Annotated in this window: 9 protein-coding genes; 4 read left to right on the top strand and 5 right to left on the bottom strand. The window is 60.0% G+C overall.

Annotation, left to right across the window (positions count from 1 at the left end; genetic code table 11):
- Positions 1–275: 275 nt before the first annotated feature.
- The 5 genes from D6851_RS10020 to D6851_RS10000 all read right to left on the bottom strand — a co-directional run bounded on the left by D6851_RS10020 (position 276) and on the right by D6851_RS10000 (position 6,708).
- On the bottom strand, positions 276–2,264 hold the full coding sequence (locus tag D6851_RS10020; protein ID WP_210210343.1) for an NAD(P)/FAD-dependent oxidoreductase: 1,989 nt from the start codon (positions 2,262–2,264) through the stop codon (positions 276–278).
- Between the two features lie 15 nt (positions 2,265–2,279).
- Entirely contained in the window at positions 2,280–3,755 is a 1,476-nt protein-coding gene (locus D6851_RS10015) for an amino acid permease (RefSeq protein WP_238474026.1), read from the bottom strand.
- Positions 3,756–3,784: 29 nt separating this feature from the next.
- Positions 3,785–4,324, bottom strand: coding sequence for a hypothetical protein (locus tag D6851_RS10010; RefSeq protein ID WP_120324727.1), 540 nt, complete (start codon positions 4,322–4,324; stop codon positions 3,785–3,787).
- Between the two features lie 23 nt (positions 4,325–4,347).
- On the bottom strand, positions 4,348–5,661 hold the full coding sequence (gene aptA / locus D6851_RS10005) for an omega-aminotransferase AptA (protein WP_120324726.1): 1,314 nt from the start codon (positions 5,659–5,661) through the stop codon (positions 4,348–4,350).
- 120 nt (positions 5,662–5,781) lie between these two features.
- Positions 5,782–6,708 carry a LysR substrate-binding domain-containing protein gene (locus D6851_RS10000; RefSeq protein WP_183030053.1) on the bottom strand — a complete coding sequence of 309 codons (927 nt, stop codon included), beginning with the start codon at positions 6,706–6,708 and terminating at the stop codon, positions 5,782–5,784.
- Between the two features lie 397 nt (positions 6,709–7,105).
- Between D6851_RS10000 and D6851_RS09995 the strand changes: the two genes are divergently transcribed.
- From D6851_RS09995 to D6851_RS09980, 4 genes are all read left to right on the top strand, one after another.
- On the top strand, positions 7,106–8,605 hold the full coding sequence (locus tag D6851_RS09995; protein WP_120324798.1) for a CoA-acylating methylmalonate-semialdehyde dehydrogenase: 1,500 nt from the start codon (positions 7,106–7,108) through the stop codon (positions 8,603–8,605).
- A gap of 302 nt (positions 8,606–8,907) precedes the next feature.
- Positions 8,908–9,537, top strand: a complete 630-nt coding sequence (locus tag D6851_RS09990) for a (2Fe-2S)-binding protein (protein WP_120324724.1) — start codon at positions 8,908–8,910, stop codon at positions 9,535–9,537.
- Positions 9,534–11,798, top strand: coding sequence for a xanthine dehydrogenase family protein molybdopterin-binding subunit (locus D6851_RS09985; protein ID WP_210210342.1), 2,265 nt, complete (start codon positions 9,534–9,536; stop codon positions 11,796–11,798). Before D6851_RS09990 ends, D6851_RS09985 begins: the two co-directional genes overlap by 4 nt.
- 69 nt (positions 11,799–11,867) lie before the next feature.
- A complete protein-coding gene (locus D6851_RS09980) occupies positions 11,868–13,202 on the top strand; it encodes a c-type cytochrome (RefSeq protein WP_183030052.1) in 1,335 nt (444 codons plus the stop codon).
- Positions 13,203–13,207: the final 5 nt, after the last annotated feature.

Below are 13,207 nucleotides of genomic sequence, written 5' to 3'. Positions count from 1 at the left end.
ACACATAGCCCGAACAGACGCTGCGGATCTTTCCCGCAGCGCTGGCCCCTGAGTTCGAAGCGGCTTTCAGCCCGAACCCGCATTACGCATTGTCATGTTCGTTGGGATACAATCATCGCACAGATCTGCGGATAAGGGAGTGGTCAAGTGCGTACACTATGTTGCCTTTTAAGCACCGATTCCCTGAATTCAGGTGTTTATATCTCATTCCCCATACGAAAGAGCTGCCATCCTTGCGGATGACAGCTCCTCATATAGCACTATATGTGTACGATTTAGGTGCGACGAGCGAAAGGATAGGTCTCGCGCTCGATCGTTTCGCTGACCGCCCGATGCGCTTCGAGAATGGCCGCATCCGTATGCGGGCTGGCGGCCGCATCGGAATTGGCAATCGAAATCAGCCCGTAAGGCTGGCGTCCGACCACGCAGGGGCGACTATTGGTTTCGCTATAGACCCATTCGACCGGATCGTAGAGGCTGTTATAGGTATAGGCATAGCCATGCGGCCAGCGGTTCACCGTGATCGCGGCAATATCGCGCGCCGGATCGAAGCCCGCCGGGCCGAGCAGACGAGCAAGCTGGCTGCGGGTCTCGCGTTCGAATGTCTCGAAGCTCATTTCCAGAAGTTCGGCGCGGCCGACGCGATGCTGATCGCGGCGCGGCAGGCCGGGCTTGTTCATGAATTTGGTCAGGTGCAGCGCAATCGGCTGGTCGGCCGAACGGGCATGCGACAAGGCCCCCAGATCCACTGCTTCGGTCAAGGCCACCGTATCGTGGAACATGGTCGGGCAGGAGAAGGTCGAAACGCCCAGATTCTTGAACGCTTTCCAGTTGCGCAGCGCGACACTGGTATAGACCAGCGGCCCCTTGACCCCGTAATGCAGCGCTTCCTGCTGTTCGGCGGGAAGTTCGGGCATCATATAGGGGATCACCATGTTCCAGCAGGCCAGGATCACCGATTTGCCGCGCACCGATTTGAGCTTATCGCCATTGGCATAGGTCACCACCGCTTCGGTTGCCGTGGCGGGATCGCCATCGTGCCGGACATTCACGACAATGCTGCTGAGGCGGATACGCACCGGGTTGGAGGGCAGATCGAGCTTGCCGTAATCGAAAGTGGCAGTCCCCATATCCTCCTGCGTGCGCGCTTTCGTGGCATTGGGCACCAGTGAAGAGACCAGCAGCCGCGCGAGCGTAGCGTTCCCGTCGGGGAAATGGATCGCATCCCAGCTTTCCTTCTGCCGCCCGTGCTGCCCGCCGGGCAGATCGGCGAACAGACCTTCGGGAATATCGCCAAGCCCCAGGCTCTCGAAGCCGGGATAGCCCTGCACCCAGCCGAACAATGCAGGCGTGGCATCGGCACCGACACAGAAGCTCGGATTGCCCATCTGCTGGAAAAACCACATCGCTTCGGGATCGAGCTTCACATAATTGAGATAATAGTCCCGGAAAGATGTCGTCGCGAGAAGCTCCTTCTTTTCGGCAACGCTCATCCCGGCCAGATAATCGGGCTGATCGGGCGAAACCAGACGCATCATGTCAGCCCGCGCTTTCGGGGAAAGCGGGGTTCTTTCGAGAAATTCCGTGGTGAACATGGCGCGCATATCGCCGAAATTCGTCGGTGCACCCTGAGGAACGACCAGCCGGTCTTTCTTCCAGGTTTCCTTGTCGAAGAAATGGCCGCGCCGCAGCCCCATCGAGCTGTAAAGCTTCTCTGTATCGGTGTTGGCGGCGCGATAGCGTTCGGCATCGATACCCATATCGTCGAGCACTTGCCGCGCCCAGCGATTATAGCGCTGCGGCGCCTCGATATTGAGCGTACCGCCATTGATGACCACGAGCTTGCCATCGACCATGAATTCGTTGCGCTTGGCATGCCCTCCAAAATCATCGTGATTTTCGAGGATCAGGATACGCGCATCGCGGCCAACCAGCTTGCGATAGAAATGCGCGGCGGACAGGCCGCTGATCCCGCCGCCGACAATCACCAGATCGTATGTCTCGCCCTGATCGGCGACATCATCGATCGGAAGCTCGCCATCGCGCAGCAAATGGGCCACTTCGAAGGAACCGGGATGGCTGCCGCGCATACCGGTCTTGGCGGGTGGATAGCTCTCGGTGGCGGCTCCGGCGAGGCTGCCCGCCATCGCCGGGCTGCTCAGGCTGGCGGCTCCGATCGAGCCGATCGCCACAGCCGTTCCATTGAGGAAATCGCGCCGCGCAATCGGGCACCCCATTCCCAGGCGACGATCATCATCAGTCATGGCAGGACTCCTTGTTCAATTTGCGTCAATATGGGCGAGCGGGTCGAGCGGGTCGAGCGGGTCGAGCGGGTCGAGCGGGTCGAGCGGCTCGGCCTTGCCTCGTCTGAGAAAGAAATAAAGCAGCGCGAAAAAAGCGGTCACGGCAATGCTCGACCAGAATTCGGCAGCCATTCCGGGCGTGGCGGCCATCGCTGCCAGAATGATGCAGATCGCGGCCACCCCCAGATAGCTGCCCCAGGGGAAGAACCATGTGCGAATGGTCAGCCTTTCGGGGCATTCGGCTTCGAAACGCCGGCGCAGGCGGATCTGCGAAAGTGCGATCATCAGATAGACGATCAGCATCAGCGCGCCCGATGCGTTGACGAGGAAGCTGAACACCACTTCGGGCGACAGGACCGACGCGGCCAGAGCCACATAGCTGAACAGGCTCGCCATCACGATCGCCCGGACCGGCACTTTGCGCTTATTGACCGAGACGAGCGCCTGCGGTGCATCGCCGCGCCCCGCCAGCGTGAATAACACGCGCGAAGTCACGTAAAGGCCCGAATTGAGGCAGGAGAGGACCGCCACCAGCACGATGACCTTCATAATCATCGCCGCGCCGGGAATACCCACAGCCGACAGAGCGGCGGTGAAAGGCGATTGCCCCGGCACAATGGTGTTCCAGGGCACCACCGCCACGATCAGGAAGACCGACAGGATGTAAAATACAAGGATACGCAGCGCGACCGTGCTGGTCATACGGGCCACCGTGCGTGACGGCTCGGCGGATTCAGCAGCCGCAATGGTGGCGATTTCCGCCCCCACAAGCGCGAAGATCACGCTGGTCGTCGTAGCCAGTACCGACATCGCACCATTGGGCGCAAAACCGCCATATTCGGTGAGATTGCCGAAAGTCGGCCCTGCGGGATTGAGCACACCCAGCGCATAACCACCCGTTATCAGGATAAAGACGATAATCCCGGCCACCTTGATCGAAGAGAACCAGAATTCGAATTCGCCATAGGATTTGGTCGACATCAGATTGACCGCGGTCAGCACCGCCATCAGCCCCACACCGATCAGCCAGGTCGGCAAGAGGATCCAGCTACTGATGATGACCGCACCGGCAATCGCTTCGATCGCGACGACAACCACCCAGAAATACCAGTAGAGCCAGCCGGAAAGGAAACCGGCCAGATGGCCCAGACCCAGCCGGGAAAATTCCGGGAAAGACTGAATGCCGGGAATAGCCACTGCCATTTCACTCAGCATTCGCATAATGATCAGCACAATCGCCCCGGCCAGCCCGTAACTCAGGATAACCGCCGGTCCGGCAGAAACGATGGCGGTGCTGCTGCCGACGAACAGGCCGGCCCCGATAATCCCGCCAATCGCGATCATCGACACATGCCGCGCCTTGAGCGAGCGACCGAGTTCGGCTTCCGATTCCCCCGGATAGACGTCTGCGCCGGTATGGATATCGGCCTCGCTCTGCATCGTATTACTCATGGATATGTCCCGCCCATTGCTTGCGCCCCTTATTTCTTGCGGACCCATTTAAGGTCATATTCGATGGTCCAGTGCTCGCCATCATCCTCCGAGCCTCTGGACAGTTCACGGATCGTTCCATCGGGCATGGCGGTCAGCGTCCAGTGCCGCACACGGACACCCCCCTCCGCTTCGGGCGCTGGCTGCCGCGTCACATAACGCATCTCGCCCGGCCCGACCCGTTCGCCGCGGAAGCGCGATGTCGATCCCGTGTCGCTGGCCCAGTGATAGCCCCAGTCGCCATGCAGCGGAGAATAGCTGAACAGGCCGATTCCGTTACCCGTCTCCCGTCCCCCGGTGACCGTCCAGTGTTCTTCTATCGCACAGTCCCTCAGCACCGGTTCCATGCGGACTTCGGCAATTTTTACCTCTCCGGCATAGACATCCCACTCGCCGAGCGTGAAATCCTGCTGGCGAAAGCCTTCCTCCGCCCGGCAGCGATCCTTATCGGGAACAGGCTGCGCCTGCGCCGGAAGCGCCGTCATGGCCGCCAGAAACACGAAAATCGACTGTCCGAAAAACCGCATCATCCGTTCCCTGTTTCCTCGCCCGCTCAATCGACGCTGCTCAATGTGTCACGCAGAGTTTCCACCATCCGGTCGATATGATGTTCTTCCACTGTCAGTGGCGGGGACAAAGCGACGATATCGCCCGTCACGCGGATCAGGACACCCGCTTCCCAACAACGGCGATACACTTCGAACCCGCGCGTGCCGGGACCTTCCGGGCCCGCTTCGAGCTCGATCCCGGCAATAATGCCAAGATTGCGAATATCGGTGACATGGCGGGTTCCACGCAGTGAATGGATCGCATTCTGCCAGTAAGGTTCAATCGCGGCGGCACGTTCGAACAGGCCATCTTTCTGATAGACATCCAGCGTTGCCATAGCCGCAGCGCAGGCCAGCGGATGGCCCGAATAGGTGTAGCCATGCGGCAATTCGATGGCTCCCGCCGCCGCAGCCTCGCACAGCGTGTCATAAATATCCCCGCGCGTGAGGACCCCGCCCATCGGCACAGTGCCGTTGGTCAGCCCTTTGGCCATGGTGATGATATCGGGCGTGACGCCGAAGCGCTGCGCGGCAAAAGGCGTGCCCAGACGGCCGAAGCCGGTAATCACTTCATCGAAAATCAGCACGATACCATGGCGGTCGCAAATCTCCCGCAGGCGCTGGAGATACCCGGCCGGCGGCACGAGAACACCGGTGGAACAGGCCACCGGCTCGACGATGCAGGCCGCAATCGTATGCGCACCGTGCAGCGCCACCATTCGCTCCAGATCGTCGGCCAGATCGGCGCCATGAGCAGGCATTCCCTGCGAATAGCGGTTGCGCTCCGGGTCATGTGTATGCCGCAGGTGATCCACTCCCGCCAGCATCGCGCCGAACATCGCCCGGTTGCCGACAATCCCGCCCACCGAAATGCCGCCGAAATTGATCCCGTGATAACCCCGCTCGCGTCCGATCAGCCGGGTGCGGGTGCCCTCGCCCCTCGCACGCTGATAAGCCAGCGCTATTTTGAGCGCCGTTTCCACTGCTTCGGAACCCGAATTGCAATAAAAGACCTGTCCGAAGCTTTCCGGCGCCATGCCGACAAGGCGGCTGGCCAGCGCGAACTGAATCGGTGTGCCCATCTGGAAGGGCGGTGCATAATCGAGATCCGCCGCCTGCGTCTGGATCGCTTCGACAATATGCGGATGGCCATGACCCGCATTGCTGCACCACAAACCAGCGGTACTGTCGAGTATCTCGCGCCCATCGCTTGTCTGAAAATACAGACCCTGCGCCCCTACGATCATCCGCGGTGCCGCCTTGAACTGCCGATTGGCAGTGAACGGCATCCAGTAACTCGACAGATCGTTTACACTCATGCGCGCCCCTTCCCGAAAAATGCTTCGGAAACGGGTCTAATGGGCTCCCTCGCCGGTCAGAAGATGACAATAATGAAGGAAGCGGTGCCCGATGGGCAACACCTCTGATCTGACCCGCCATCAGGCCGGCTCATTGGCCATGGTGCTTTGCAGCCATTTGCGGAATCGCACGATGACCGGCGCATTCCAGCGATCTTCGCGCGCCAGAAACGTATAGGCACCGAAATTGACCGGCTTGAAATCGCCCGTCCGCGGCGTGATCCGCACCAGCCGGCCTTTCTCCAGATCGTCGCTCAGCAACATGTGATTGGCGAGCGCAATACCATGCCCCTGCCGCGCGGCATTCAGGGTCAGATGCGCATGCCACAGGCGCGAACCGGGCATCCGATCTTCGATATCGAGCCCCTGCGCCCGCAGCCAGTGCAACCATTCGAGATCGTTATTCTCATGCAGCAAAGGGCAATCGAGCAGATCCGCCGCCGTCTGGATCGGTGGCAATTGCGCCGCACAGGCCGGGCTGGCTACCGGAAACACATAAGGCCGGGCGAATTCGAACCGCCGGGCAAACCGCGAAACATCCGCCTCTTCCCATTCGCGCAGATAGCGAATGTCGCCATGCACTTCCTTGGTACGAAAATCCGGGCTGTTATCGGCCGGACGGAAATCGACGCTGACATTCGGGTTGCTGGCAATGAAATCGCCCAGATGGTCGGCCAGCCAGAGAAAGGCAAAACCTGGTATACACCACAGGCTGAAAGACAATTCATTGCCCGAATGCAGCAGCTTGCCGGTCGCCGTGGAAATGGTCGTCAGAGCGGAATAGATTTCTTTGTAATATTCCTCGCCTTCGCTGGTCAGCTGATTGGCCGATCCATTGCGGATAACCATCTGGGTATCCAGCCAGTTTTCCAGAGACCGGATATGCCGGCTGACCACCGCATGATCGATCCCCAGCTCCTTTGCGGCACGCCGGATACCGCCGAGACGGCCAACCGCCTCGAACGCCCGCAGCGCTGCAAGAGGAGGAAACAAACGGCTGTTGGACAATGAGCAACCCCTTAATTCTTCTGACGCTATGCCCTTTATGGGATACATTCTAGCCATACAGAGCCATTTTCCAACGATTTCAGACAAGTTTTATCAATAAACAACCAATCCTCGCAGGAATCCGCCAGTTTGCGGTGCCTCCTGGGCACCATGTCCTGACATGATGGCAACTTGTGCCGCAGGCCGGACAGCGAAAAAAAGGGTTTGCAATACAGGGGCGGATCAGCGGAGGCCGCATCATTATCATGGCATACTGGCCTCACCGGTATCGGAGCTTGCTAATATCATGCCCGGCCACGCCGCGCCCGATGGCGGCATATGCTGCATTACCTGCCCGGCCCTGCCCGATCATTCCGCCGGCCACAGCCCGGCCAACTTAAATTATCAAAGGGAAATCATGTCCTATACCGTTCCGAATTTCATCGACGGCATGCGCCAGCCTTCCGAAAATGCGCAGATGGGCGATATTTTCGATCCCAATCTGGGTCGCGTGCAGGGGCAGGTCGCTTTTGGCGATGCCGCGCTGATCGAAACCGCCATCGCTTCGGCCCGCAAGGCCCAGCCTGCCTGGGCCGCGGTCAATCCCCAGCGCCGCGCGCGTGTGATGTTCAATTTCAAGGCACTCATCGAAGCCAATATGGAAGATCTGGCCCGGCTCCTGTCCTCCGAACACGGCAAGGTGATCGACGATGCCAAGGGCGACATTCAGCGCGGGCTCGACGTGATCGAATTCGTCTGCGGCATTCCGCATCTGATGAAAGGCGATTACACCGAAGGCGCCGGCCCCGGTATCGATGTCTATTCCATGCGGCAGCCGCTGGGCATCGCCGCCGGGATCACACCGTTCAATTTCCCGGCCATGATCCCGCTCTGGATGCTGGCCCCCGCCATTGCCTGCGGCAATGCCTTTATCCTCAAACCTTCCGAACGCGATCCCTCGCTGGCCATCCGTCTGGCGGAACTGGCGATCGAAGCGGGCCTGCCCGCCGGTATCCTCAATGTCGTGCATGGCGGCAAGCCCGTGGTCGATGCGCTGCTCGACCATCCGGCCATCGCCGCTGTCAGCTTTGTCGGCTCGTCAGATATCGCCCAGCAGGTCTATGCCCGCGGCACGGCCGCCGGCAAGCGCATGCAATGTATGGGCGGTGCGAAGAATCACGGTATCGTTCTGCCCGATGCCGATCTGGATCAGGCCGTGGCCGATATTATCGGGGCCGCCTATGGCTCGGCCGGGGAGCGCTGCATGGCTCTGCCCGTAGTCGTGCCGGTGGGCGAAGAAACGGCACAGGCCCTGCGCGAGAAGCTGATAAAGGCCATAGCCGATATCAAGGTCGGTCACTCGACCGACCCCGATGCCGATTACGGCCCGGTGGTAAGCGCTGCGCATAAAGCCCGTATCGAAGACTATATCCGCATGGGTGTGGAAGAAGGCGCCGAACTGGTCGCGGACGGGCGCGGCCTCAGCCTTCAGGGATATGAGGAAGGCTATTTCCTCGCCCCCACTTTGTTCGATCACGTCACACCGGGAATGCAAAGCTATCGGGACGAGATTTTCGGCCCGGTGCTGCAAATCCTGCGCAGCGACACGCTGGACGAAGCCATCGATCTGGCCACAAACCATCAATATGGCAATGGTGTGGCGCTCTTCACGCGCAACGGAAATGCCGCCCGCGAATTCGCTTCCCGGGTCGAGGTCGGGATGGTCGGCATTAATGTGCCGATCCCTGTGCCGGTTTCCTATCACAGCTTCGGCGGCTGGAAACGCTCCGGCTTCGGCGATCTCAATCAGTATGGCGAAGACAGTATCCGCTTCTTCACACGGGCGAAAATCGTCACCCAGCGCTGGCCTTCAGGCGGCGCTGTATCGGAAAAAGGCTTCCTGATCCCGACCATGTGACGAAGCACCGGCGGGAAGGACTTCGGTCGCTGTTTCCTTCCTGCCGGTTCATTTGCAAAAAGCATACAAACTATATTCATGGGAATATAGAAAACCTGACCTGTTGCAAAGTCGCATGGGTGAATGAATCTCACCAATGCAGCGAAAATAAACCGCTTGCCGCCTATACCCTCAAGCCTCTAATTTACGGTATTCCTGCAGAAAGACTTTGCAAATCGGGTGGCACCCTCAGGAAAACACCTAATACGGATACAAAGTGCCGGTCAGAGGCTTTCGGGCAATAGTAGAAAGGTGACGCAGCAATGCAGCTTCGGATCAATGGTGAACTGCGCGAAGTCGATGCGGACGGGGATACGCCGCTGCTCTGGGTGCTTCGAGACGATCTTGGCATGACCGGCACGAAATATGGCTGCGGCCTCGCGCAATGCGGGGCCTGCTCGGTTATGGTCGACGGCACGGTCACACGCTCCTGTGTCACACCGGTGGACAGTGTGGTCGACAGCGCCATCACGACTATCGAAGCGATCGAGCAGGACGAAACGGGCAAGCAGGTCGTGGAAGCCTGGGTCAGGCATCAGGTGCCCCAATGCGGCTATTGTCAGTCAGGTCAGGTGATGGCAGCCACCGCGCTGCTCAAGGAAAACAGCGCGCCCTCGCTGGACGATGTGCGCGATGCGATGGTCAATCTGTGCCGTTGCGGCACCTATAATGCGATCCACGCCGCCATGCTGGATCTGGCCGGTATCGACGATACCGTAAACGAGGCAGATTCCGGTGGCGTGCTGATAAGCGATTACAGCACCACCGCTATTGTTGCAGGCGCTGCTGTGGCCGGCGGTGCGGCGGTTGCCGGCGCAGCTTTGTATCAACGCTCGAAAAAAGCAAAGACTGCCAGTCAGCAGGATTCCCACCCGGAGGATGAAAGCGCATGAGCATCCGCATGACCCGTGCCCGCAGCGATCAGCAGCGGCATTTTCCCACCGGAGAGCCGACCAATATTTCACGGCGCCGCTTCCTGCTCGGTTCCGCCGGTGTCGCAGGCGGTGCCCTCGTTCTGGGTTTCGGCATTCCGCTCGGCGCGCCGAAGGCCATGGCGCAATCGGCTCCTCCACCCATCCAGCCAACCGTTCCCGCTTTCATCGAAATCCGGCCCGATGACACGGTGCGTTTCCTGAGCCCCTTCATGGAAGGCGGTCAGGGCGTGCATACGGCTATGGCACAAATCGTGGCCGAAGAACTCGATATGGATCCTTCCGTATTCGTGGTGGAGAGCGCGCCGGCAGGAAAGGTCTTTCAGGTCATGCAGGGCGGTATGCGCATTACCGGCGGCAGCATGTCGGTGCGGCTGACCTATGACTTCATGCGCCGCCTGGGCGCTTCGGCCCGCGCCATGCTGCTGCAGGCGGCTGCCGGGCGGCTCGGCGTTGCGGTCGATACGCTTTCGACCGAGCCGGGAGTCGTGTTGCATAAGGCCTCGGGCCGGTCGCTGCGCTATGGCGAGCTTGCCCCCTCTGCGCTCGACCTTCCGGTCCCCGATCAGTCGACGCTCAAACTGAAAGACCCCGCGCAATTCCGCTGGATCGGCCAGCCGGTCGCACGGCTGGATGTGTATGAAAAGTCGGTCGGCAAGGCGATCTATACGATCGACTGTGCAGTGGACGACATGCTCCATGCTGCCGTGCAACATGCACCACGTCTGGGCCAGACGATCGGCACTATTCGCAATGAAGATCAGGTCAATGCGATGAAAGGCGTGCATTCGATCCATCGGCTCGACGGTGCCGTAGCGGTCGTGGCGCAACGCTGGTGGCATGCCAAACAGGCGGCCGAAGCATTACTGGTGGACTGGCGCGATCCCGAACCCGATCCCGAACAGCGTTATATGCCTGCCGATTTCAGCAGCGATGCTTTTCTGGACAGTCTCGCCGCGTCCACCGATGCCGGAGAGGAAGCGGAAAGCGAAGGCGATCTGGCCGGGGCTATGGATAATGCCAGCCAGACGATCGAAGCAACCTATCGCAGCCAGTATCTGCATCATGCTCAGCTCGAACCGCCGAGCGCTCTTGCCCGATTCAATCCGGACGGAACGCTCGATGTCTGGGCGCCCAATCAGGCGCCCGATATGTTTCAGGGCGATATGGCGCGCGTCGCCGGGCTCGATCCATCGCAGGTGACAATTCACAGTCCTCTGCTGGGCGGTTTCTTCGGGCGGCATTTCCTCTATCCCTCGGGCAATCCCTATCCGCAGGCAATCAAGCTAGCCAAAGCTACCGGACGGCCCATCAAGCTGATCTGGAGCCGCGAAGAGGAATTTTTGCGCGATCCGCTACGTCCGATTGCCGCTGTCCGCTTTCGGGCCGGACTTGATGACAAGGGCATGCCCGTCGCTATCGAAGCTGTCAGCGCCTGCGAAGGGCCGACCGAAGGCATCGCCAATAAACGCGGCCCTTCTATCGATGAAAGCGCGCTCGAAGGCCTGACCAAAAAAGCCTATGCGATCCCCAATCGCCGCATCGCACAACATTTCGTGAAGAACCCGGTGATGCTCGCTTACTGGCGTTCGGTCGGCAATTCGATGAACGATTTCTTCTATGAAACCTTTCTCGATGAAGTGGCCGATAAGGGCGGCATCGACCCCTTCGAATTGCGCCTGAACCTGCTGCGCGACAATGACCGGCTGACCACTCTGCTGCGCTCTGTAGAAGAGCTGGCCGGCGGATGGAAGCGAGGCCCCTTCACGGCAGCGGACGGCACACGTCGCGCGCGCGGCGTGGCGATGGCTTCCCCTTTCGGCAGCGAAGCGGCGGCCATGGCGGAAGTTTCGCTGCGAGACGGTGAAGTGGTTGTCCACGATGTCTGGGAAGCAATCGATCCGGGCAGCATCGTCAACCCTGCCATTATCGAAGCACAGGTCAATTCGGCGGCAGCGCTGGGATTGTCGCAGGTGCTAATGGAAGAAGCCGTCTACAAGGAAGGCGAACCCGTCGCGCATAATTACGATCTGTATCAGATCCTGCGACCGGACCAGATGCCGCGCGTTCATGTCAAGATCGTCGAAAGCGGAGCCCAGATGGGCGGCATCGGTGAGCCGCCTCTGCCCGCCGTTCCGCCCGCAGTGGCCAATGCTGTCTCCACGCTCACCGGCCAGCGTGTACGCAGCATGCCGCTATCGCGCCTGACATTCGAAAGCTGACAAGCTTCACTTCTCCCGTGAAGCGCCCGATACGGGCCTTCACGGGACCCAATCACATGGGAAGACCCGTTGAAAAAAGCTCTCTGGATCCTCTTGCCAGCCATCGTCATCATCGCTGCGGCTACGGCATGGTTCGTGAACCGGACACCGGCCTCCCCGTTTGACGGGCAGGAAAGCGGAGCCGCCTCTCCGGCGCTCATCGCGCGCGGGGAAAAGGTGGCGCGTGCTGCCGATTGCGTGGCCTGTCACGGCCTGCCCGATCAGCCGGCCTTTTCCGGCGGGCTGGAAATGGCCACCCCGCTCGGATCTATCTATGCGACCAATATTACACCGGACAAGGATACAGGGATCGGCGGCTATAGTCTGGCCGATTTCGACCGGGCCGTGCGCTCGGGCGTCACGCCGGACGGGCATCGCCTCTATCCCGCCATGCCCTATCCATCATACACAAAGCTGAGCGATGCGGATGTCAAAGCGCTCTATGCCTTCTTCATGAACGGCGTACCGGCAACGAAGAAAGCGAACCGGAAAAGCGAAATTCCCTGGCCGCTCAATATGCGCTGGCCGCTAGCCTTGTGGAATGCCGTCTTCACCGATCCGGGCCGCTATGAAGCCAAAGCCGGGCAGGATGAATTGTGGAACCGGGGCGCCTATCTCGTGCAGGGAGCAGGCCATTGCGGCAGTTGCCATACGCCGCGCGGCTTTGCGATGAACGAAAAAGCGCTCGATGACAGCGATCCGCTCTATCTGGCAGGCAATGTGCTCGATGGCTGGTATGCCCCCAGCCTGCGGGCCGACCCCAATCGTGGCCTCGGTCGCTGGAGTGAAGCGGAAATTTTCCAGTTCCTCAAAAAAGGCCGCAACCGGCATGCAGTGGTTTATGGTTCGATGACCGAAGCCTTCAACAATTCGCTTCAGTTCATGGACGATCAGGACCTCAAGGCCATGGCGCATTATCTCCATGCACTGCCCGGCGATTCCTCGCGCGACGGTGAACCCTGGCAGTATGAAGCGAAAATGGATGCCGGTCTCGCCGCAAGCAGCGGGGCTCAGACCTATATGAGCCGGTGCAGCTATTGCCACGGGCGTGACGGACGCGGGCAGGCCCCGTGGATTCCTCCGCTGGCCGGGGCCGCATCTTCTCTGGCGAAAGACGGTAAAGTGTCGGCTATCAATGCCACACTCAACGGTTCGGGCCGGGTCGTCGCGCAGGGCATACCCGATGCCTATCGTATGCCCGCTTATCGCAATCAGCTATCCGACAGGCAAATCGCCGAATTGCTTTCCTTCGTGCGCCATGCCTGGGGCAATGAGGGTGGCGATGTTTCGGAAGACGATGTGGCCGACCTGCGCGAAAAAACCGATCCGGCCAGCACTGATCCCATCGTGCTGCAAATGCATTAAGCAGG

Origin of the sequence: Altericroceibacterium spongiae (assembly GCF_003610805.1) — a bacterium.
In the GTDB taxonomy this organism is placed as follows: Bacteria; Pseudomonadota; Alphaproteobacteria; order Sphingomonadales; family Sphingomonadaceae; genus Altericroceibacterium; species Altericroceibacterium spongiae.
This window is presented reverse-complemented; position numbering and strand designations above follow the sequence as displayed.

Bases quoted from the DNA above. Each gene is read 5' to 3' on its own strand.
- D6851_RS10020 (WP_210210343.1), bottom strand. From the start codon at position 2,264: ATGACTGATGATGATCGTCGCCTGGGAATGGGGTGCCCGATTGCGCGG.
- D6851_RS10015 (WP_238474026.1), bottom strand. From the start codon at position 3,755: ATGAGTAATACGATGCAGAGCGAGGCCGATATCCATACCGGCGCAGAC.
- D6851_RS10010 (WP_120324727.1), bottom strand. From the start codon at position 4,324: ATGATGCGGTTTTTCGGACAGTCGATTTTCGTGTTTCTGGCGGCCATG.
- aptA (WP_120324726.1), bottom strand. From the start codon at position 5,661: ATGAGTGTAAACGATCTGTCGAGTTACTGGATGCCGTTCACTGCCAAT.
- D6851_RS09995 (WP_120324798.1), top strand. From the start codon at position 7,106: ATGTCCTATACCGTTCCGAATTTCATCGACGGCATGCGCCAGCCTTCC.
- D6851_RS09990 (WP_120324724.1), top strand. From the start codon at position 8,908: ATGCAGCTTCGGATCAATGGTGAACTGCGCGAAGTCGATGCGGACGGG.
- D6851_RS09985 (WP_210210342.1), top strand. From the start codon at position 9,534: ATGAGCATCCGCATGACCCGTGCCCGCAGCGATCAGCAGCGGCATTTT.